At 40.8% G+C, this 22,735-nt stretch carries 16 protein-coding genes; 1 reads left to right on the plus strand and 15 read right to left on the minus strand.

Features of this window, described 5'->3' with window-relative positions; genetic code table 11:
• Positions 1 to 47 precede the first annotated feature (47 nt).
• The 8 genes from AAZR93_RS06470 to AAZR93_RS06505 all read right to left on the minus strand — a co-directional run bounded on the left by AAZR93_RS06470 (position 48) and on the right by AAZR93_RS06505 (position 11,905).
• Positions 48 to 956, minus strand: a complete 909-nt coding sequence (locus AAZR93_RS06470) for a hypothetical protein (RefSeq protein WP_434719282.1) — start codon at positions 954 to 956, stop codon at positions 48 to 50.
• A gap of 408 nt (positions 957 to 1,364) precedes the next feature.
• Positions 1,365 to 1,808, minus strand: coding sequence for a hypothetical protein (locus AAZR93_RS06475; protein ID WP_050298657.1), 444 nt, complete (start codon positions 1,806 to 1,808; stop codon positions 1,365 to 1,367).
• Between the two features lie 165 nt (positions 1,809 to 1,973).
• Complete coding sequence (locus tag AAZR93_RS06480; RefSeq protein WP_434719283.1) at positions 1,974 to 2,606, minus strand: hypothetical protein; 633 nt, start codon at positions 2,604 to 2,606, stop codon at positions 1,974 to 1,976.
• Between the two features lie 372 nt (positions 2,607 to 2,978).
• A complete protein-coding gene (locus AAZR93_RS06485) occupies positions 2,979 to 6,182 on the minus strand; it encodes a type I restriction endonuclease subunit R (RefSeq protein WP_434719284.1) in 3,204 nt (1,067 codons plus the stop codon).
• 3 nt (positions 6,183 to 6,185) lie between these two features.
• Positions 6,186 to 7,109: an FRG domain-containing protein gene (locus AAZR93_RS06490; protein WP_434719285.1), complete on the minus strand. Its 924-nt coding sequence runs from the start codon at positions 7,107 to 7,109 to the stop codon at positions 6,186 to 6,188.
• Positions 7,106 to 8,425, minus strand: a complete 1,320-nt coding sequence (locus AAZR93_RS06495) for a restriction endonuclease subunit S (protein ID WP_434719286.1) — start codon at positions 8,423 to 8,425, stop codon at positions 7,106 to 7,108. The genes AAZR93_RS06490 and AAZR93_RS06495 overlap by 4 nt, the downstream gene beginning before the upstream one ends.
• Positions 8,425 to 10,464, minus strand: coding sequence for a type I restriction-modification system subunit M (locus tag AAZR93_RS06500; protein ID WP_434719287.1), 2,040 nt, complete (start codon positions 10,462 to 10,464; stop codon positions 8,425 to 8,427). The genes AAZR93_RS06495 and AAZR93_RS06500 overlap by 1 nt, the downstream gene beginning before the upstream one ends.
• A gap of 265 nt (positions 10,465 to 10,729) precedes the next feature.
• Positions 10,730 to 11,905, minus strand: a complete 1,176-nt coding sequence (locus tag AAZR93_RS06505) for a hypothetical protein (protein WP_434719288.1) — start codon at positions 11,903 to 11,905, stop codon at positions 10,730 to 10,732.
• Positions 11,906 to 12,065: 160 nt separating this feature from the next.
• Between AAZR93_RS06505 and AAZR93_RS06510 the strand changes: the two genes are divergently transcribed.
• The gene (locus AAZR93_RS06510) at positions 12,066 to 12,290 is read left to right on the plus strand and encodes an AlpA family phage regulatory protein (protein WP_434719289.1); all 225 of its coding nucleotides are present in this window, start codon (positions 12,066 to 12,068) and stop codon (positions 12,288 to 12,290) included.
• A gap of 163 nt (positions 12,291 to 12,453) precedes the next feature.
• Here the strand turns inward: AAZR93_RS06510 and AAZR93_RS06515 are convergent, their stop codons facing one another.
• The 7 genes from AAZR93_RS06515 to AAZR93_RS06545 all read right to left on the minus strand — a co-directional run bounded on the left by AAZR93_RS06515 (position 12,454) and on the right by AAZR93_RS06545 (position 22,524).
• Positions 12,454 to 12,795 (minus strand): hypothetical protein, encoded by a 342-nt coding sequence (locus AAZR93_RS06515; protein WP_434719290.1) that lies wholly within the window; start codon positions 12,793 to 12,795, stop codon positions 12,454 to 12,456.
• 55 nt (positions 12,796 to 12,850) lie between these two features.
• Positions 12,851 to 13,243 carry a hypothetical protein gene (locus AAZR93_RS06520; protein WP_434719291.1) on the minus strand — a complete coding sequence of 131 codons (393 nt, stop codon included), beginning with the start codon at positions 13,241 to 13,243 and terminating at the stop codon, positions 12,851 to 12,853.
• Positions 13,244 to 13,832: 589 nt separating this feature from the next.
• Entirely contained in the window at positions 13,833 to 14,207 is a 375-nt protein-coding gene (locus AAZR93_RS06525) for a hypothetical protein (RefSeq protein WP_434719292.1), read from the minus strand.
• Positions 14,207 to 18,757, minus strand: a complete 4,551-nt coding sequence (locus AAZR93_RS06530; RefSeq protein ID WP_434719293.1) for a polymorphic toxin type 30 domain-containing protein — start codon at positions 18,755 to 18,757, stop codon at positions 14,207 to 14,209. Before AAZR93_RS06530 ends, AAZR93_RS06525 begins: the two co-directional genes overlap by 1 nt.
• A 14-nt stretch (positions 18,758 to 18,771) precedes the next feature.
• The gene (locus AAZR93_RS06535; RefSeq protein WP_434719294.1) at positions 18,772 to 19,770 is read right to left on the minus strand and encodes a DUF2169 family type VI secretion system accessory protein; all 999 of its coding nucleotides are present in this window, start codon (positions 19,768 to 19,770) and stop codon (positions 18,772 to 18,774) included.
• A gap of 9 nt (positions 19,771 to 19,779) precedes the next feature.
• Positions 19,780 to 21,918, minus strand: coding sequence for a type VI secretion system Vgr family protein (locus AAZR93_RS06540; protein ID WP_434719295.1), 2,139 nt, complete (start codon positions 21,916 to 21,918; stop codon positions 19,780 to 19,782).
• An 87-nt stretch (positions 21,919 to 22,005) separates the two neighbouring features.
• Entirely contained in the window at positions 22,006 to 22,524 is a 519-nt protein-coding gene (locus AAZR93_RS06545; protein ID WP_294110176.1) for an Hcp family type VI secretion system effector, read from the minus strand.
• Positions 22,525 to 22,735 lie beyond the last annotated feature (211 nt).

Here is a 22,735-nt window from a genome sequence, read left to right on the forward strand (position 1 = left end):
CAATTACAGGCTTTGGTGTAAGTTTATCAATCAAGGAGGCTAGTCGGTCAAATCGATAGCAATTTAGCATTTTTATCAAGATAGATTTTCACTTCACCTTCCCAAAGTCCATAATCTTTTACCTGGACTCCGATAAAGACAGTAAAAAAATCTTTATCTAAAACGTCACTGACCACATAAAAATCTTTTACTCGATCAATACACTCAAGAGTGGTTTGTCTTTCTATCGGTAAATGGTTTTCTGAGCCTAAAGCCGAATGATAAATCACCTCAAGTTTTAAAATCCGCTCAAGCCAAGTGGTGCACTTGAACAAATTATAATATTCAGAAAGGTTTACTCCAATCTCAGGCTGTCCGTAAACTTCCCCTTTCTGTGTTGATAAGCAGATCATGAGGTGTTGTGATAGCCTATCTATGCCTGAAATGATTTTAATATCACCATTTTCAATAAGAAGATCACCAGTATCATCTAAAGCCAAATCACTCCCAAGGTTACGACCACTAATTCGTTTGGTTCTTGGTGATACTTTTAACTCTAAAATTAGGCCAGTAGATGTGAAAACTATTCTAGGGGGAATTGTGATTAGGCGGGCATCACTAAGTGATTCTGAGATTATACATTTCCCTTCATTAGTAAGCTCGGCGAAGCAATTTATCACATTTAAAATGTCAAACTTATCACCAGAAATATACTCATCAAGCTTTATATTCCACTTGGTGGGTTCAACTGATAATAATTCTCCAGTAAAAATTAATTGACTGCCTAATCTAAACAACTCGGATTTGGCTTCTTCCGGTAACTTTAAATGTTCATGTTGAATCTTACGTTCATGTTCCTCTTTCATCTTAAATAATACTTCGGGTGTGAATGTTACTTCATCTCTATCAATCATTACAGAATGAGTTACACATAACCAAATACCATTAGTAATATCGGAACGTTCTTCAGAGGTCATATACTTCGGTATCGTCTACCGCCAGAAGCTGCAGCATAAATATGAGAAGCAACGCCTGTGTTATTCACTGCAGAATTAGACTCATGACTGGGTCCACATGTAATCTGGGCACAACCTGTAAAAGAACATCTAAAATTCGCTCTTGCAGCTAAAGCTTGCTTAGTCTTGGACGAAAAATCATCTCTGTTTTCTTTGCCCATCTTTCCTTACTCATCACACTGTTAATCCAAATGAAATCGTTATACAACAACTAACGGCCTCTGTCTGCTCATCGCTCACAGCAGAACACGCGACGCTTCAGGTAGTCAGATTCGTGCCAGGAGCAGACGTTACTAACGTGATGATGAGTTCATCCATTATTTATTACAAGTGAGATTTTATACAAGAAAAAGGATAAATATTAATTTTTCAGAAACCTCTAAATTCATGTAATTTTGAAGATAGCTCTTCATTCTTTTTTATGAAGTCTAATAAATACTCTTCAGTTATTATTACTTGATTTCCATCCTTATACTTAGTTGCTAACATCTGGTTATCATTATCTGATGAGATACCTTCCGGAGCGGTGATGCGAAAACTATGCATTATCCTATTGCGGATAATGACAAGCTCTTCAAAAAGAGTAGCAATAGTATCGTCTGATTTTTTTGAAATGGTCTCTTTGATAGGGATTTTAAGCTGGCCAGAAGTTTTATCTATTAACGCATACCAGTTGTAAATTTCATCATCATCTTCCCTTAAAATATTTTCAATGATAAAACCATTGTTGGAGTTGAAAACACAAACGGCAGTGCCAACAAGTTCTCTATATTTTTTTGACGGTAATGATTGGCGCGAAAAAACTTCATACATGATAATTTAACCCTCATAAAAGTAGGTGATAATATCAGAGTTGAACTCTGCTCCGGCAGTGAAGCGCAACCAAATTCGCAGCATTTTCAGTCCTGTCCTAACTCTGCTCACTGTATGTCACAAGCGGAATTTAATAACATCAGGCTATCCTCTTAGCAGGACTGGTCACCAGTTATCTTTTGATAAATCAAGGGCTGCAGATTGAATCAATTGCTCATAGGCAGTTCCCAATTGCCCTATGCTTTGGATACCAAGGATATTCATTGTCAAAATAGCTTGATGGTTAACCTGTTTCGCCCCCCATAAATACCCATACTCTACGTACCCTCTGATTTTCAAAGCCCTACAAATTACTTCTTTTCTAAAAAAAGCATCAAGTTGAATGTTGTTTGTATAATTAAAGAGATGGTTCTCAGCATTCACCTCTATGAAGTCTTTTTTATTTTTTATTACTGACAACACTTTCTCTTTATTTAACACTCTACCATAATACGAGGTTCCATCATTGCAGTGTGCGTATATCTCATTGAAGTAAACGGATGCTCCTCGCCAATCAGCGAAGCTCAAGGACTCCCCGCTCAGGTGGTTATGATGCAAAACAAAGTTAGGCCGATTACTGATTGAGTCCAGCAATGCTGAAGAGGGATTTGCTTGGTTCTCTAGTTTTTCTGTACAGAATTCGAGTAGCGGACCTTTAGGGCAATGAAGTGAAGCAGAGTATTCCCAGCGAGCACACTCACCGGCTTCGACTAACAATAGTGCGGTTATTTGTTCTAAGTCAGTCATGTTTCTTAACATGCTTAGTTCCCATAGCTTATTGACTAATGTATATCGGCAACACGACTCCACATCTTGAGATATCTCTTCATTTTTTGAATCTAGATGTGAGCACAATCGTTTAGTTGCATCTTTATTACTTTTTTCACACTAGGTATGTCAATTTATAACGAAATTTAAACTTCCGCTCTTCGCTCATTGCGGACATCACACCAGTTAAATTAATGAGCTAGCTACAATAGCAATAACCATTTTCAGTCAGATTCCATTAGCCGTTTAATACCTAACCGTTTTGGCGTATATCCTATTGCAACATACCGTTATCTAAACTGTACAAATATAACGATAGTTCACCACCCTGAACTTGCTTCCAAGGTGGCAAACTACCAAATGCTAACGTTGAGCTTCACTCGCTTTTCCTAATCCCTTCATTAACACATCAAACATCAATCCAGCAAAGCCTTTCGCTATCGCTTCGTTAGACAGGAGTTTCATTGCCATCTCATTATGGACATCCATACTCTCAATAATGGCATTGTTGATTGACTCAGGGAATTGACCTAACATTGCTTGCTCTTTGGTATTACTGCGCAGCTGATCCATAACTACTTCATTTTCTGAGATTTTGCTTGCAATCGTATTCGCATAATTGAGCATATCATTTTCAGATAAACCATCTTCAATAAACAAATCGTTCATTCGCTGGATGATCTCATTAAGCAGTTCTGTTTTAGGGTCTTTCGGCACAGCACCAGAGCCTTCTTTTGCAGCAGATAGGTAAGGCGTTGGTTCTTCTCCAATCATAAGGCCAAGCTGTAAATCGGCTTCGCGTTGCTCGTGAAGACGATAGTGAGTCATGACCACATCTGATAAATCGATTTCGTCTTCCACAACATCAAGACGCAGCAAAGGATGAAGATATTTAGCGAAAATACTCAGCTTTTCTAATTCATAATCATCAAAATTGACAATCTGAGAAGTAAATTCGTAGTAACGATAGAACGAGATCAGATCTTTTTTGAACACTTCAAGAATATCTCGGGCTTCTTTTGCGTGTTTTACGCTATTTTCAGCATACTTAATTTTTTTGTCGTTTTTTTCAATTTTTGCTTTGGGCAGTTCCGATTGTGCAGTTCGAAGAACCTGCGACGCTTCTTTATAACGAACAGAAAAACGGTCAACAGCAGGCTTACATAGATTAGCGAGTTTGGCTTGATTTGCTTGCTTGTTGTTATAAGTTTCAACAAACATCTCAACCTCTCGCCATTGATAAATACCAACTTTATCGAGCTTTTTCATCAGCTCATAGACAATGTTTGGATCAGAGATATCAGCCAATTCAGCCGTTTGGTAATAAACTTTAAACTCTGCCAAAACATCTTCAGGATCATTGACAAAATCAAGCACAAAGGTTTTTTCCTTACCTTTATAAGTACGATTTAGCCTTGAAAGGGTCTGGATGCACTCAACGCCTTTTAAGGGCTTATCGACGTACATAGCCACTAATTTCGGCTGGTCAAAACCCGTCTGGAATTTATTCGCCACCAGCATGACCTGATAATCGGAGGTATCAAATGCTTTGCGCATATCGCGACCACGGAGATTAGGGTTCATATTATTTTCAGTAAAAGGATGATCAGGTAAATCAGGATCATTCACCTCCCCCGAAAATGCCACCATTGCATTAACGTTAGTGTAGCCCTTCTCTTGCACATATTTTTCAAAAGCAAGTTTGTAGCGTACTGCTTCTAAGCGACTACTGGTGACGACCATCGCTTTGGCTTCGCCACCTAGCAAATGCTTAATTTTATCATTGAAATGTTCAATGATAGTTTCCACTTTTTGAGCAATGTTGTAAGGGTGAAAGCGAACCCATTTTGCCATTTTCGATGCGGCTTTTTTACTGTCTACCTCATGATCTAAATCAGGGTTTTTATGCGCTAATTGGTAAGCCACTCGGTAACTGGTGTAATTTTGCAGAACATCCAGAATAAAACCTTCTTCAATCGCTTGACGCATTGAGTAGACATGAAAAGGCTGGGGTTTATTGGTGTCGCTCGCGGGCTCATAAGGGTTGGGTCTACGACCAAACAACTCTAGCGTTTTTGCCTTCGGTGTCGCTGTAAAAGCAAAGTAGCTGAGTTTATTCGAGCCTTTACGGGCTTCCAGTGATAAACGCAGCATATCTTCGCTATCTAACTCTTCATCACCGTCTAACTGCTCTGCCATAAGGACTTCACGCAGTTTACGAGCGGTTGTCCCTGTCTGGCTTGAATGCGCTTCATCTGCAATAACAGCATAACTTCGACCAGCAAGAGTTGAGTCTTGCCGTATAGCTTCTAATACGTGAGGAAAGGTTTGAATAGTCACGATAATGATAGAGGTACTGGCCTTCAACTCTCCAGCTAATTGGCTAGATTTAGAGCCTTGAGCCTCTTCGCGATTAACACGAGCAATCATCCCTTCACTGTGGTCAAACTGATAAATTGTATCCTGTAACTGGCTATCCAACACCGTTCTGTCGGTAATCACAATAACGGAATCAAATACCTTATCCCCTGCTTGCTTATCAAGCTCAGGGTGATCGATATCATAGTGTTTTGACGCTAATTGGTGAGATAGCCACGCAATCGAGTTTGATTTACCTGAACCTGCACTGTGCTGAATGAGGTATTTATGCCCTGTACCTTCACCATCAACAGTTTTAAGCAGCTTAGAGACTACTGACCACTGATGATAACGGGGAAAAATCATAGTTTCTTTTTGGCTAATTGAACCGTCTAGATTTTCAACATCTTTTACTTCAAGGTGAATATAACGGCCAAGAATAAGCAATAAATTGTCTTTTTGGAAAATCTCCTTCCAAAGGTAAGATGTCGCATAACTATCATCTTCGGGGATATTATTCCCCTTACCACCTTCGCTTGTTCCTTGGTCAAACGGTAAGAAATAGGTGTTTACGCCATTTAAACGCGTGGTCATTGCCACATTGTATTGGCTGACGGCAAAGTGAACCAATGCTCCCCGTTTAAAGGTCAATAGCGGTTCAGACTTATGTGTCTTCTTATCTTTCGGTGGCCTGTCCTTCATATATTGAACTTTGGCTTTATCAATTGACTGTTTAAACTCAGACTTAAGCTCACAAGTGGCAACAGGTATCCCATTCACGAATAGCGTTAAATCTAATCGACCGTCATAACCGTTGGGCGAGTAAACCAGTTCCGGTACAACACGCAGAATATTTTGCTGATAACGAATCGTTGCCGCTGGGTTCAGCTCGTGATCCGGTTTAAAGCTACAAAGATCAAACTTAGCTCCTCGATTATTGACCTTGTTTCGCAATACCCAGAGTGTACCTTCTTGTTTAAGTTGTTGTTCTAATGATTTGAGTAGCACATCAGCCGTTGTATTTGGAAAATGCTGCGCGAGTTTATCCCATTGCTCTGGCTGCGTGGCTTTCACAAACGAAATGACATCTTCAGGATAAAGAGCCAGCTCTTTGTTGTACTTGCTCGACTCGCCTAATAACCAACCGTGAGACAGCATTTGGTCAAGGATGTCATTTTGGAATATTTTCTCTTGTGCTATATCAGACATTGTTTAGCCTTTGAGGTAGTCGACTGTTTGAGATTTAATGTGTTGAGCAACTTCATCAATTTCTGGAAATAAAGTAGCCTTTGATATCCCTAGCCCTTCAAGAGCTTGAATAATTTCGTCCTTTTTCTCTGCATTTACCTTTATTACATAACCTTTATCTTCAGTTTGATGGAAGAACGTTGTTATTTTTCCGTCTTTGCCTTCTGACTGAACAAGACTTATATCCACTTCTTTGTATAACTTATTCACTTTATCCGATGGAAGATATTTTTCATCCTGCATACCAAAAATTAAAAATGCACCACTTTGGCGAATAACTCTAGGATTATCTAATTTAGGTCTAACTATTTGAATAGAAAATAGATGTTCAGAAACAATTGCATCTTTAAAATAAGGTTTTTCAGCATAAATTGAATGTAGAAGCTTATTTTTTCCATCAGGGTAAGTAAACTGCTCATCCATTTTAGCTAAGTTGCTGATAACAGATACAGTATCACTACCATGAAACCTTATATCTTCATCTTTTATTTCGTAGATGATGACTTCACCATCAGAACTATCCTTTCCTCGCCCTGCATGATTATTACTTGCAAAATATAATGCCACAAGTGGGTTACTCGTGATATCGAGTAACCTTGTAGGAAGTCCGTAATGCTGCATTTTTACAAGATAATCAAATGCCGATTTGCAACTTAAGAAATCATTAGGACAAGCAGCAATCAATTGCTCAAACATTATATGTTCTCTTTCTGAGAACAAAGGACTACTTTTATTATCAGGAACGGTGTTACGAAATACAGAAGGAAAGGGTTTAAAGCTTTCTTTTGTCTGGCCGCGAAAGAACAACGAGTAGCCTTTTCTTGGTTTGATTTTAGTTAGTTCAGTAACAAATGTAGAGACAGCCCCTACTTTTTTTGTTTCACTCATGGTTCTCTTTGAGCCTCATCTGGTATAACCCAATCACGCACATCAATTTTGCCTGTTACTGCGGCTGAAATAAGCGCTGTTTTTCTCTCTCTAAATAACTCAATTAAGTTAAAACATCTATCTATTAGTTTATCTAACTTGCCTTTCTGAACTGTAAGATAGTTTGTAATACCTTGTTGTTCTTCGGTGCTTGGAAGAGTAATAGGCAGATTTTCAAAACCTTGCTGATTTACATAGACTAAAGTGGCGGCTGTTCCAACGAGTTCGAAATAACATTTTGATACAGATATCAACTCTCTAAGGTATAAAGGTGAAATGCCTGAGGGTATATAAGCTTGTAACTGTTGGTTTATTATTACATCAATTTTGTTGATTGAAGCTATACCAAAGTTACCTACACAGCTAGCAATCACTGAATCTTTTGGGAGTACTTTTGAAGCAGCGGATTCAAATGCTTTTTTCGATACAGAGTATTGTGTTGATGATATAAAATCAGATTTCATATCATCCATCGTAGCCCACGATATACCTATATTATCTGAGTTAAGCTCAGGCTTATTCCGCTGAGGAACAAAAATATCACTGACAAATTTTGCTCTTGTTACCCCCCAATGCTCAGGTACTTTTCCCAACCATTCCACACCTGAATCCTTCATTGGAACATCAGGATTAAGCCCTTTGGTTACTACGTGAGAAATCACTGCTTGGCGTTTTTCTTGTAACAATTCAATCAGCTTTTCTTGCTTGGCGATTAAGGTATCAATCTTAGCGATTTCATGATCGAGGAAGCTGGCTATTTTTTGTTGCTCTAAAAAACTCGGATAAGGGTATACGACGTCATTGAATGCTTCTGTAGGTAAACGCCAACGCCCTAAATGTGCGCTACCTTGACCAAGAGGAAAGAAGATTTTTTGCCTATAGCACATTTGCAATAAATACAAATAGTACCGAGCATTGAAACGCTTATAGTTTTTTAGCGTAAACACCCTATAATCAGGACTAGTTACACCATCAAAACAAGATATATCAACATATCCCGTTAATAAATCCATATGATTCATTGCAAAATCACCTTCAAAAACCAATTGGTACTTTGAATAATCCATCGAAAGCTGCCCATCACCGCTCTCGATATCTTTTACAATGATTCCCCTTTGAGTTATTGAAAGAACATCAAAACCCAACCGACCTGCAATTCTCTTTTTGATATCGAAGATATGTTTAAGACGCTTAACACTCCAGTGACTAGGAACTTCACCAATCCAATCGACTCCCGAGCTAATATAACCTTGATATTGTTTGTAGCTGCCAGCCATTATGAATGCACCTCGTTAAGCAACTGCATAATCTCAGCCGATATCGCATCTAAATCAGCATCAATCTCTTCTAACGCTCTAGGTGGTTCATAAACATAGAAATGGCGGTTAAACGGAATTTCATAACCCACAATACCCACTTCACCATCTTTCGGGTCTAGTTTACTTTCATCAATCCAAGCATCCTGTACGTGTGGCAGCACTTCACGAGCAAAATAATCAGCAATATTTTCAGTGAGTGGTACGTTTTCGTTGTCGCGTAAATCAGGGTTAGCTTCAATCTGGCCTTTGGCTTTGCACACTTCAGCTTCATCATCGTGCTCACCAAGGTGTTTCACAATCAGTTTTAGCTGCACTGCACTTAATTTAACGTCTGCCAGCTTGATTTTTAACTGTTTTAGGAATTTATCACGAGATAAATACTTTTCGGCTTCAAATGAAGCGAGAGCATCAAGAATAGCTTGTTGGCTGGTTTCATCCATTTTCTGCCAAACACTGTCTGCTTGCAGCGCTTCAAGGCGTATAGCATCTTTCGGGTAAATGGCTAATTTCAGTGGGCGTTCAACCGTAATTCGGCGATAGCCAAACGCTTTGTAATCAAAGATTTTACTAAAGTCGTTTTCTACAAACTGGCCATAAGTTTGTACGATTATATCGATGGCTTCGGATGTCAGTTCTTTTCGCTTACTGCCCAATGATTTACGCATGGCAGCATAAAACACGTTTTCATCATCACTTTCGATTTCACCGCCACCACTGCGCCCACGACCACCTGCTTTAGCCCGTTCTTTTGACGCGTTGATTAGTTGAACCTTACCTTTGCGGATAGCGGGTTTATGATTGGATAACACCCAAACATAAGTTGCAATACCTGTGTTGTAGAACATATCAGTAGGCAATGCCACAATCGCTTCAAGTAGGTCATTCTCCAGGACATAGCGCCTAATTTCACTCTCACCGCTGCCTGCTCCACCTGTAAACAGAGGGGAACCATTCAAGATGATACCAATACGTGAACCACCTTCACTTTCAGGGCGCATTTTGCTAATTAGGTGCATCAAAAACAGTAATGAACCATCAGACACTCTTGGTAAGCCAGCACCAAAGCGACCTTCAAAACCTTTTTGGGTATACTCGTCAGTGATGTATTTTTGGATCTTTTTCCAATCGACACCAAACGGTGGGTTCGACAGCATATAGTCAAACTTATCATTGCGGAGCTGATCATTCGATAAGGTGTTACCCAACTTGATGTTATCGACCTTCTGCCCCTTAATGAGCATATCCGCTTTACAGATTGCGTATGACTCAGGGTTCAGCTCTTGACCAAATGCGGATAGAGAGGCTTTTTCATTGAGCTTGTGAACGTATTCCATACCTGACGATAAGAAGCCACCTGTCCCTGCTGTAGGGTCGTAAATTGAACGAACTAAACCCGAGCTGGTTAATTCTTCTTCGTTAGTGAAAAGTAATGACGTTGTCAGCTCGACAATATCCCTTGGGGTAAAGTGTTCACCTGCGGTTTCATTCGAGCTTTCTGCAAAGCGTCGGATGAGCTCTTCAAACACTAAACCCATGCCATAATTGTTAATGGCATCAGGGTGGAGGTCTGTGATCGCAAAGCGTTTTGCGACTTTATAAAGCAGATCCGCTTCTTCTAGTTTGTCAATTGTATTAAAAAAGTCGAAGTGCTCAAAAATCTCACGGGCATTTGGGCTAAAGGATTGGATATAGTTCTCTAAATTGCGAGCAACTCCCGTTTCACCAAGGCGGTTTAAATCCATTTTTGAGGTGTTATAAAAGCTTAGCTGCGCTGCATGGGTGAGTAGTTTGTCTTGCGCCTCAATCGGCATTGATTTTACTGCTTCATATTTAACTAAGACATCTGGCTTTGTAGCAGCAAGGACACACTCTAAGCGCCTTAGCAGTGTAAAAGGGAGAATAATGCGTCCGTATTGAGATTGTTTGAAGTCACCACGTAACAGGTCAGCTACTGACCATAGAAATGCCGCTGTTGAAGAGAAATTGTTATTAGTCATTGTAATCAGCACATTGAATATTAAAAAAGTTAACTGATTGTACCTTTATAACTAATCAAACGATAGCGACATACCACGCAAAAAGAACTGGTTATCCATCTGCTTAACCAAATCAGTAATATTATTTTGCTCAAATTCGGAGAAAAAATAATGAATTGCACATCAATCATTGTCGCTATACAGACTAATAAACAAATCGCTATTCATTCATACCCTCCTCTTTGAGCTCAAGGAACAAATCAAAATAGTGATAGCTATTAATCTGCTAGAGATTCGTATTTCCTATTTTCTGTAAATGGCAATAATATTTTTCGATTATAGGGTAAATATTTTTTCTTATTTCTTTATGTCTTAAATATAAACTTCTTGCTGATACGCTAAATCCATAATCTGAAAACTTTGATTTTACTTTCTCTGAAATTGTATGACTATTATTAGCCTCATAATAAATCGCAAGTTCAGGCTTTTCACGATGGTAGTCTTTAATATCAAATGCCCCCAACGTTCCCAGCCAGCGCCCTTGTGTACCACCAAATATTCGTTCCTGAAAATAAAATTTACTCATTATTTTAAATAATCTCTCGGCATTAGCCTTAGAAACGTGTTCTTTACACTGAAAAACCCAACATGTATCTAGTCTTTCCTCTAGTATATAGGCATCGATAAATCTTTTATAGAAATTTGCAATAATCTTACGGTTTGTATTGGACATGCTCGAACTAATTTCGGGTAAAATAATTGTCGTATTATCTTTTCGATATTTCATTATATCCAATGACCTTTGTAACATTTTAAACTCAAAAATTAAGCCTGCACGAATGAACAATAACGATAATTCTGAGTTAGATTCTTTTGTGTATTTATCAATCTTGCGTGAGTATTTTTTACATTTAATAATCTCGCAACTCACAAGTTCATGATAAAAGCCTAAAGGTGCATCAGGATATTCAAATGCATAGCAACGTTCGGTCAGTTGGTATAAGAGAAATACAGGCATAGTTGATAAAGCTAACACCTTATCATTCATCAAGTCTTCTGCTACCTGCAAAATGAAATCTTTATCGACACCATTATCATGAGCTATTGTTAAAAGCATGACGAGATTAAATTTCATATTATATTCAGTCAGTTGCTCATTTATTTTATTATCATTAGGTGTTTCGTCACCATCACCCTCTTCAAAATACTCAGCTATATCTGGAAGACATGTTTTATCAGTAAACAAATAAATTTCAAGAGTAGCCAATATGTAATGCTTGGTTATCTCAGCCTGTTTTCCAGTTATCTCTTCCTTCTGAAGTATCTTATTAATTTGGTCAATAATAGGGGAATACCACTCAGAAATGGGCTTTCTCGATATGTAATGCAACATAAGCTGACCAACATGAAGAGCATCGAGCCCATCAAATGCAGCTTTTTGTAAAGGTGTTATAGATGGCATAGTGTAGTGTCAAAAAAGGAAAGGAATTAATACCAATTTTAGACATTTTCTGTTTCCATTACAATCCATCACATACCAAACAATCGGTTTAGGTAGAAAATAACGAAAAGCCGTTATTCAACAGATAACTTAGATGCTTACAATTTAAAGAGGTAAAAATATGATCTCCCATATTCAAACTATGAAAATTCTGCGTATCCCTGCAGTTATGGCTAAACTTGGTATCGCCCGCTCGACGATATACGATTGGCTCAACCCAAAGTCAAAGCGCTACGATCCCACTTTTCCAAAGCAACTGAAGTTGGGAAAACAGTCTGTTGGCTGGATGGAATCAGAACTTGATCAATGGCTAAAAAGCAGAATCAACTACATATTTGAGGCCTAACTCAAACAAGAACAATCAAACAACAAAACCAGCATCAGCAAGTGCCATCAAACACACGATGCGCGAGCTGATGGCAGAGTATGTTAGCAGCTAAAGGGTATATTGAGCTGCTCTAAAAAACGAATAAGGCAGAAGATTTAAAGATCTTCTGCCTTATTCTTAATTATTTAATGAATATACTATCTTTAATTTCTCTAATTTCTAGAGTTAATTCAAAACAATCTTCTAATGGTTCATTATCTAAGGACCAGTGTTCTATCAATTGCAAATGAATTTGATAATTATTAGATAGTAGGCTTAAAACTTTTATTACCAAATCATCTTTCTTACCGTCTTGAACTAATAGATCATTCACAATATCAAGCATCAACTCCATTAGCTCATTCTTTTCCGATGCATTATATTTACCATTAGAGTATGCGTTAATGTATTTTTTTAGCCATTCCTTTGTACGATATGACTCTGGTAGCTCATAAGCCCAATCTTGGATATATGCATCTCCCATTGGTAAGCCTAAATCTACCGCTAATTGATTGATATAAATTAAATAAGCCCTCCATTTAGTTAGGATGTGACGAGTTATACGGAAATGATGACCTAATAGAGCTATCCTGTTTTACGACTACTCTGGCCATATCTGGTTTTATTTCTATGCCATTAAGTAAATAACCACGACCATTTATATTATTGGGGAGAGGAACATCATGAACTCCCGGTCCTTTTTTAGCTACATCAGAAATAAAATTAGCTGCCGCATTATCATCTAAATACTGCCCTATCTGATGATTTTTACCCCTATCTCTATCCATGAGCTGCTGAAGCTTTAATTTTTGGCCATGATCAATAAATGTATGTCCATAAGTTGGCTTACTTTTAGGATTACCCCATTTCAACTTATCACAACAATCGCCCGCCAACCCAAACGGATCAATAAACCCTGTTGGACAGTGCACATACCCGTACGGATTCAACCCGCCCAGTAGTCCTATCGGGTCTTAGGGCGTATTCCGACGCCGTTGTACTGCCGGATGCGTTCAACCACCTGATACATATCACTTATTAAAGAACATCTGACTGTCTAAGCGGTTTTGGCGAACCCTAAAACCCCAACGCGCACTTTTTCAAGTTTATCTGAATTATTTTGAATTATCAGTCAATTATTCAACTTAAATTAAGGATGCTATAAAAGAAAAAGTCAGGCAGTACTGTAAATAAATTCCCAAAAAAAGAACGTTATTACACCGTGGGCGATGCCCCGAACGGCAGTAAAGTCAGCCCACCTCCGACGATACATCTTAAAGGGTAATGGCTAAAAGCCGCGGGCTTTGAGACAGGCTTCACTTTTACGGTGAAGATTTTAAACGGCTGTTTGATGTTAATTCCCGACAGTGAAGACATTCGGGCGATGAAGCAGCAGAACCAACAACAGCAAGCGCAACTCAGTGCCATCAAACACACCATGCGCGAGCTGATGGTAGAGTATATTAACTACTAAGCTGATATAAAAAATGAAAGTAATTTTACACTTACTTTCATTTTTTATTAAGTCAATATATCGTTAACACATTCTAATATTTCTTCTGTTTCATTAGATAATTCATTCTTATTAATCCATTCCTTTAACAAGTGCATGTTTAAATCTATATTTTGTCTTTTCGCATAAAGGTGAATATCACTCATGGCAAATATTGCATCAAATCTATTATCATAGTATTTACTCTCAAGAAATACATTTAGTAGAACATCCCATAAATCTACAATAATTTTATTGCTAGCTATTATATTAGTATTATATATAGACGAGAACAAATCTCGTACAGAGCCTATTAGCTCATACATATCAGGCTCTTGACTCTGTAATGATATTTTTATTTCTTTTATTTTCTCAGTCAAAAATAATTCTTGATTTTTAAGCATTAGGGCACTCCAGGGAACCTTGTAGGTTTATCTATAGCTATATGAACATCATTAATGAGAGATGGATTATAGTTAGGACTGCTCGTATTAAAAATACCTGGAGGATGATATACGCCGTTTACGTCCATACTCTTTTTCCCATCCATAATTCTAACTACCCATCCTTGACTAGAATTTGAGCCAATCGGTGCAAATTCATCTATTCCATGCATGCGTACAGTTGTTGTATTTCCTTCAGCATTTTTCCATTTATATTCATAACCATACTCACCCTTATATCCTTCTGGAGGTGTTAATTTACGCACCTTTGCATTTTCGGGGATAGCAATTAGTTCGGTACCATCGGCTCTAGTTATTTTATTTCCTGATAACGATACAGGGCAACAAGCTAACCCCAGCGGATCTATAAACCCGGTCGGACAATGCACATACCCGTACGGATTCACACCACCCAGTAGCCCTATCGGGTCGGGGCTAATATATTGTCCGCTGTCCCTATCATAGTACCGGAAGCGGTTGTAATACAAGCCGGATTCCGAGTCTTCATATTGACCCGCAAAACGAAAGTGGCACTCGGTATAGTTCGGGTCATTATCCGCTCGACCATCTTGAGACTGCCAGAACTGCATCTGACCCCATGTGTTCAGGCGTCCTGCCCAACTGGCTTTGCCCGATTCCGTAAATATCTCTCGCGGTGTGCCCTGATGGTCAGTCACCACATAATGCAGCTTGCCATTTTGATAGCGTGCCGTCGGTGTGATGGCGCCAGGCTCGTATAACCATTGAATTTGTGAATCGTAAGCCGGCGTCCCATCCGCATAAATTGGCGTCTCCTCCACCATCTGGTCACCCGACCATAAATAATGCCATGCGGTGACTTTGGGTTTGAGCTGTGGAAACAAGGGGTTGACATTAGCTGCTTGGCTATCGACGGTCTTCGTTTTACTCAGTCGGCGTCCAAATGCATCGTAGGTATAGTGCCAACAGTCGCCTTTTGGTGTGAAACACGCGGTCAATTGGTTCTGGGTGTTCCACAGATAACGCCATTCCTTAGGTCGGTAACCGTGTTCATGGACAATTTTCTTCTCTAATCGCCCATTCACATCATAGTGATAAAGCTGATAGCCTCTTGCTGTATCTCGCCGTGTGACACGTCCTGCTTGTTGTTGCTGGAATAACTGCAACATCGCCCCTTGCGCATCTGACGGTAACGTCATGTGCTCGGTGAGATTCAGGTTCGCGTCGTACAGAAATTTTTCATCACGATTGCCAATTTGGTTACTGTATTGGGTTTCAGTGATTTGGTCGTTAGCGTTATAACGATAGGTGGTTTGCTTCCAGCGGTCATCCTCAATGCCCACCACATTGTGCGCGCGGTCGTAATGATAAGCGCGATGTACATCGGTACAAAAGGGCGGTTGATGCGGATTATTTTGCAGTGATTGTAAGAAGTTTTCACTGCCCCGTCCTGCCCGTTGATGAGCTAACAATCCTGTCGCGGTGTAATGACTCGAGTTAACAAAACCCGCCTCGCTGCGGCGTAAGAATTCTTGCCCAACGGCGTTATAACTCAATTGCAGTGGCGCGTGCTGGTTAACTTGCAACTGAGTGAGTTCGCCTAATTGCCCAAATCCATAACTCAGCTCTCGGCCACCAAAACGGGTGTGAGATAAGACCTGTTTTTCATCATCCCATTGATGTGCAATTTCACGACCATTGATGCGCTCACAAGTTAAACGCCCCTGCTCATCGTAGTCAAACTCCACTACCGAATCAGGGTTGGTGGCTTTCAACAATTGCAAACGACGATTGTACTCATAAGTCGTTGTCGATAAGCACCTATTTTCAATGCCATTATCGAGCCATTCACTCTGTTCGGTGATAAGCCCCGAGGTGTCATAACGCCAACGTAATTCGTGGTTATCCGGATAACGTGTCGCTATGCGGCGGCCTAATCTATCGTAACGATATTCTTGAACGCGCCCGGTAAAGTCTGTTTCTCGAATGATTTGACCAGCGCGATCTCGCTCATAGGTGTATTTATCACCTGTTGCGTTAATCACTGTTTTTAAACGCGTTAACGCGTCATATTCAAAATGAATTTCAGTATCATCTGGGCGCACCATCGTCAGCAGTAAATCAAACGGACCATAACGATAACGAGTTATTTTTCCTTCACCGTCCGTCACTGCAATTACTCGACGCTCGCTGTCATACTCGATATGTTGATGAGCCTCATCAGGCAGCAAAATATCGCTGACACTGCCATTTACCCCTGCATGAGCTGAGCTGTAGCGGTAACGTGTGGTATGCTTTAACGCATCCGTATATTCTTCCAAGCGCCCCAGTTCATCAAACTGATATTCCGTGCTGTTTTGGTACGGATTGGTCGTTTTGATTAATTGATGGGTACTGTTGTATTCATATTGCCATTGTGCTCCGTTGGGTTGAATGGCTTTAAGCAGCTCACCGTGTTGGCTGTATTCGTAAGTTTGCGTTTGACTTTGGGGGTCGGTGACGGTGGCTAGATTGCCTTGGCTATCATAACCTAACTGCCAGGCATCACTATTCGGAGACACCATTTCAATGAGTTGCCCACGCTCATTATATTGATATTCAACTGAACGCTCATCGGGATAGATAATTTGGGCTAAGTTACCGTCATAATGATAAAGATAACGTGTTGTATCCCCTAATGCATTGGTTTCACTGATTTTGAGATTATTTTCCCACTCTGTTACGGTTTCTCGCCCTAGCGGGTCAATGGCATGTGTAACCAGCCCGGCATCGTTGTAGTAATAATAAGATTGCCCGCCTTCATTATCATAGAAGGTGGTCATGCGATGAATATCATCATAGATAAATCCACCGCACCAATATCCTGATGGAGAGTGGTTACGGACAGCTCGCCCTTGTTCATCATACTCAAGGTAGTAATCCGTTTGGTCGGTATCATGCCAACGGGTCATATATCCTTCAGGAGAATATTCGTGCCACAAATGGTTTTGCTGGAAAGCATCGCATTCGTTTAAATACCCCTGTTCATCATACTGACACGTCACTAAAAGTTGAGTCATTGCTGAACCAACTAACGAGATAGTCTGAAGTTGATGTTGTTGGTATTCCAAACGCAATAATGCTTGTCCATTACGCGTAATGAGATTTAATCGCTGTTCATCATCATAATGAAAATTAATACGTTGATGATTATTATCAGTAATAGCCGATAATCGGCGAATTTGCCCATCAAGATGATTAAAGTGCTGGGTAAGTTGAGTGCGATTATCAAAGAGGGATATTTCGCCATTCAATTCACCCGATAACAGAGTGTGAGCATAGTGAGAATGGCGGATATTTAAGAACTCACTGTGCACGGGATACGTAATGGATGTTCCTTCCTCATTCCAATAAACTAACTCGTTAGCTGTAACGTCTAAGCGAGTTGACCAGTTATCGGCCCATTTGGCACCAAATAGCCCTGTTTGCGAAGCGGTTGAACGATAAGCTCTTTGTAATTGAACTGGTAGCAGTCCAGGTAACGAGAGGACTGACCAAACCTGGAGAAAATCACCTGTAGCCACATTCACTGGGTCGAGCTTACACACGGCGCTGCCCGTAGGCCCATCAGGTTTGTTCGCATTTACCACATTTTCATTTTTAGGGGGTGTGGCAATCGTGACATTTTTTGCTGCTGGAGCTTCTTTTTTGAATAATCGAGGAAGTGCTTTGAATCCTGTCTTGATTAAATTTGCAGCAGCTTTGGTCAAAAAAGCGTATTCAATGATTTCCTCTGCTACCGCCCCCATTTTTTGCCCTTCACTTGTTAACTCAAATTGAGGGAGAGTCGGTAAATTTTCTTTTTTCTTAAGGTCTTCTGCCAATTCCAGTGTTTTTTGAGTATGTTCTTCTGGAAGAAAAGGAGCTGCAAGATAGGCTTGAGATTCCATTTCATAAGCACCTTGCAGTGCCGCACCTTGTAATAACAATTCACTTAGTGAAATGAGTGAATTAGCAAAATTTTTAGCACCGCCGATAATGATCTCGCTAGACTGCTCATTGGCCATTTTGTCCATTTCATTCATTTGAACATATGCATCTCCCCAGCGTTCAAAAAAAGATTTTTCATTATCCTCTTTTTTTTCTTGTTTATTAATTATCGCTGCTTCGGTTGCAATGTTATGGACTTTTTCTACCGTATACAGCAACCCCGGCACATTACCGTTATTCATCATCACATCAGAGCCATGATAGGCTGTCGCATTACCACAAAAACGTACCGTTGGCGAACCGCTGGTGATAACACAATCACCACTACCTTGGCTTGTGCCTGAAATAATGCCTGAACCCGCATTGCTCTGTGTGCCTTTAATGACACTCCCTACGGTTAATGTCGGCACGCCATTGACACGAACGCTTTTGACATAAGACTGCTCTGAGCTTAATTGCTGATAACTATCAAAGGGAATTAAACTATTGCCCACTTTACAGACATCAGGCCCTGACGAGACGACACAATAATCTCCATTTTTATTTCCGACAACTTTCTTCATTCTCGTCAATACCCTTATGGCAATTTATAAGCATTTAATTTCAGCGTGGTACCAGCCTGCAAATCCGTTTGGCTGTAACGCCATGTTAGATACAATTTGCGCTCATCTAAGGACACAGAAACTGTATCAAGGTTGAGTTTATGGTGAGAATCGGCTTGATGAGAGACTTGCTGAGCAGCTAAAAAACCAATTTTAGGTAAGGTGAGTGTGACTACTGGGCTTTCAGGGAATAAGCCCTTCAACGTGAGAATTTCATCACCTTTAAAATAGTCTTGCTGTTGGTCAACAGGAGTCCCCATTAAAAAATCATTTTTAAAATCAGCAGGGTAATAAGGACGGATTTCATTAATCCATATATCATCATACGTCCCCGCATATTGAAGCCGTTGTTGCCACCATCGGCTATATAAGCCAAAGCCCGCTACGGGGGAAGGTATTCCAATTTCATGTTCTAATTGCGGATAGCTAATTTGCGCCGCCGCATATCTCTCAGAAATATTCAATTTTGTCGCGTCATACCAACCTAACCCTATCGGGTTATCTGGATAAGCTTGATCCTCATGATGATGACCACCAAATGCATGTTCATAAATTAGCGGCAATGCAGTAATCGGTAACGGATCCGTGAGTCGCCATATATCTTGGTATTCCCAGTAACGGGGCCCGCTCAAGGTCAGTTGCTTATTAAGCGAGCCAAAGGTAAAGCCGCTTTCCCACTGAGGGGTGGCTTGCCCTTCGAGCACACGCGCAGTACCTGTTAGATAAAATTCCCCTCGCGGTTTATAGAACACTAAATCTGTTTCTACTAATAAGCTGCTATTTTCGAGGGTTGTACGGTATTTATCCGCCATCACAATCGGTAATTGTGTATCGGAAAACTCACAATGGCCTGTCGTAGGGTCAATATCACAAGTTGCCTTAATAATGACAGTAAACCAATGCTCATTGACATGACCGAGTTTTTCAAAAGCAAAATGGGGAAAAGGTGTTTTATTTATCACTTGAGCTAACATGAAAAGACCTCAGTTAATATCCACATCTTTACCAGTAATCTGTACTGGCCCTGATGCTTCAAACTTAAATTCCGTGCCATTAATGGTGACATGCCCCCCACTGTCCATACGCAGAACACTCGCACCACAACGCAGCTCAATCACATCGCCCACATTGATTGATAAGGTATTCCCCACCGTAATGCTCTTATGTTCGCCAACCGTTTCCGTGTTATTTTTATCAATAGTTTCAGTGCGGTAACCTTTCACATACATAGTTTGGTCGTTATCAACAACTTCCGCATGGTCATGCAATACATGGGTTGTTCGGTCATGAAGCACTTTGGTATTCATGTCCTTTTGGGCATGAATAAACACTTCCTGCTGGCCGTTTTCATCCTCAAAGCGCAGTTCATTAAAGCCGTCACCTTTATGGGTTTTTGTCCGAAAGGTGGTGCGGGTTTTATTTTCGGGAAACTTCAACGGGGTCGCATTTCGCCCATCATAAGTACACCCCGTGATGATTGGCCTATCAATATCTCCATTTAGGTAGCTTATTTGAACGACCGTCCCAACTCTGGGCACGGCAGAAAAGCCATAACCGCCGCCACTCCAGCCCATCGCGACACGCACCCAACATGACGCACCGTGGTCGGCTTTACCTCGCCTGTCCCAGTGAAAATGCACTTTAACCGCACCGTGTTCATTCACATAAATCTCTTCACCCGGAGGCCCAACAACGGTGGCGACTTCATCGCCATCTGCCGTCGGTTTATAACGAAACGACGGGCGCCACTCTTGGGTGCCCGGAATAAAGGAAACACTGTTCGACAGCTGCGTCCCTTCGCCTCCGCCATTATCAGCCATCGGTTGCACACCACGGTGACTCACACTAATCACTTGCCAGCTATCATTCATGGGAAGATGAGGGTGGTTCGCTAAGGTGAATATCTTACCCGGCATCAGCTTAAAACAGTTTGTGGTCGCTTTTCCCACTTTGCTGCCATTGCGATATTGTTCAAAGCGAATTTGTGTTAATGGCTTGCCTTCTGCATCCACCTGAAAACGTCCGTAACTTTCAAATACGCTATGCTGTCCGCCATTTTCAATTTTATTGTCATGCGAAAGCGGGTAAGAGGGACGAATGAAATTATTGTCTTTATGGATAGTTTCGTCGACGCACAAAAACTCACCGTATTGCCATGTGTTGGCGGTGCTGTCGCTGATATCAGTCTCAGCTTGCGGGTTATACATCAGGTTAATGCCTGCCGTCATTCCCATATGTTCATCGCTATAAAACAATTGATTTTCTTCAAACCAAAAGTTAATCCCTTCTTCAGACGCGAGCCGACACCAAAAATCAAAAGCGGATTCGCGCTTTTGGGTGGTGTAAATACGCTCGGGGTGCAAATCATCACGGTAAAACTTGCAGTCCGATTTAATATGCGCTTCATCCAGCAAGGTTTTCAACATCGTCGGCACATTTTGGTTTTGAAAAATACGGCTGTCTTGGTTCAGGGTCATGACCCACATTTCAGGTCGAATATCAAAGTGATACCAGGTTTTCACGCCATCCGTATTGCCTTGCACTGCACCCGCTAAAACCCCATTGACGGTGCGCACAGGTACACCATCGCGCTTAACGGTAAGTGAAGAGGCGACCCCGAGATGTTGCTGAAAATCGATAAATGGCAACGCACTGACCGCACTTATCGACAGTGAAAATAATGAAGATAACCCTTCGGTTAAGTTGAATTCAGTAAGTTGGAAAGTGTTATCAGGTAAGCCGCCAATGGTACAGGTGAACACTAATCCACTTTCCAGACTCCCTGCGCCTAATGCTTCTAACAATGCGCCATGAGCCGCTTGCAAGGCTTGGTTTTGTGAGTAGGTCTGTCCAGACTGCGAGACACCTCCCGTAAAACCACCACCGTGTATCATCGGATTGTTAGTAACACTATTGACTTGTGAAATGGCATTATTTGACATGGACGTAGCGGTTGAAGCAAAAGACATGCCTTGTTGTGCTAATGCGGCCGCTTTTTGTGTTTTTTCAGACACTAATTCACGCGCTTTAGATTGTGCGATGTTTTTAGCTTGGCTCATCGCTTCGTCTTTTAAAACTGAAGCGGAGTCAATGGCCGCCTCTTTGGGGTCTTTGCTAAACATAAACAGCCTCCGTGCAAAATAAGCGCGAATAATGGGGTTTTAAATAAAGTGATAACGAGCCCAATGGGCTCGTTAAAAAGAAAGGTATTAGGCTTCGAGTGGCGCGCGCCAGTCATCAGCACCGGATGTGCCCGCAACAGTGTGCTCCCAATCTACTTTACGGTAAGACAGGGACACTTCAATCAGTTGGGTAAAGTCCGATTTAGCAGGGTCTTGGCAGTGTGGCATTTGGCAATCGATGTTAACGATAGTGGCATCTGTTAATGTAGTGGTGAAGAAATGCTCTTGTTTACCTTCTACTGAGGTGCGGTACCATTTCAGTTCGACTTTTGGCAGCATTTCGCCTGACGCTAATGCGTTATACAGCAGCGGAACAGATTTGTTCAGCGCCACGGTAAAGCGGAAAGGTTTATGTGCGCGTTGGCCTGAAGGCTGACCGGATTGCGGGTCAGTAGGAACTGTAACCACATGAGAGAACTCTTGCACCAGCATTTGGTCTTCATGACCTTGTACAAAAATATTCCCCACAGATTCTGCTGTAAATGCACCCGCAGTGATGTTGCCTTGCGTTTTTCCTTCGATGGAAATATAACATGGAGTTGGCATAGTGATATCCTTTGTCAGTAATGGCAAGTTTGATTAGGGAAATATAATCCCCTAATAATTTCAGACATCTCAGTCAGTGCGCACTGTCAGATTTGTGTTAAGGATAATAAAAGCTTATGAGTGGGTTGTAAATCTATCGACCTTGTTGTATCTCCGCAGGATAAGTGACTTAGCGTAAACTGGTTGAAATATCGCTATATAATGCTAATAA

Source organism: Providencia sp. Je.9.19 (genome assembly GCF_051129765.1).
Classification (GTDB): Bacteria; Pseudomonadota; Gammaproteobacteria; order Enterobacterales; family Enterobacteriaceae; genus Providencia.

Coding starts and splice junctions, on each gene's coding strand:
- AAZR93_RS06545 (WP_294110176.1), bottom strand. CDS start 22,524: ATGCCAACTCCATGTTATATTTCCATCGAAGGAAAAACGCAAGGCAAC.
- AAZR93_RS06480 (WP_434719283.1), bottom strand. CDS start 2,606: ATGTTAAGAAACATGACTGACTTAGAACAAATAACCGCACTATTGTTA.
- AAZR93_RS06485 (WP_434719284.1), bottom strand. CDS start 6,182: ATGTCTGATATAGCACAAGAGAAAATATTCCAAAATGACATCCTTGAC.
- AAZR93_RS06505 (WP_434719288.1), bottom strand. CDS start 11,905: ATGCCATCTATAACACCTTTACAAAAAGCTGCATTTGATGGGCTCGAT.
- AAZR93_RS06530 (WP_434719293.1), bottom strand. CDS start 18,757: ATGAAGAAAGTTGTCGGAAATAAAAATGGAGATTATTGTGTCGTCTCG.
- AAZR93_RS06500 (WP_434719287.1), bottom strand. CDS start 10,464: ATGACTAATAACAATTTCTCTTCAACAGCGGCATTTCTATGGTCAGTA.
- AAZR93_RS06475 (WP_050298657.1), bottom strand. CDS start 1,808: ATGTATGAAGTTTTTTCGCGCCAATCATTACCGTCAAAAAAATATAGA.
- AAZR93_RS06490 (WP_434719285.1), bottom strand. CDS start 7,109: ATGAGTGAAACAAAAAAAGTAGGGGCTGTCTCTACATTTGTTACTGAA.
- AAZR93_RS06470 (WP_434719282.1), bottom strand. CDS start 956: ATGACCTCTGAAGAACGTTCCGATATTACTAATGGTATTTGGTTATGT.
- AAZR93_RS06535 (WP_434719294.1), bottom strand. CDS start 19,770: ATGTTAGCTCAAGTGATAAATAAAACACCTTTTCCCCATTTTGCTTTT.
- AAZR93_RS06495 (WP_434719286.1), bottom strand. CDS start 8,425: ATGGCTGGCAGCTACAAACAATATCAAGGTTATATTAGCTCGGGAGTC.
- AAZR93_RS06540 (WP_434719295.1), bottom strand. CDS start 21,918: ATGTTTAGCAAAGACCCCAAAGAGGCGGCCATTGACTCCGCTTCAGTT.
- AAZR93_RS06525 (WP_434719292.1), bottom strand. CDS start 14,207: ATGCTTAAAAATCAAGAATTATTTTTGACTGAGAAAATAAAAGAAATA.
- AAZR93_RS06515 (WP_434719290.1), bottom strand. CDS start 12,795: ATGGGAGATGCATATATCCAAGATTGGGCTTATGAGCTACCAGAGTCA.
- AAZR93_RS06510 (WP_434719289.1), top strand. CDS start 12,066: ATGATCTCCCATATTCAAACTATGAAAATTCTGCGTATCCCTGCAGTT.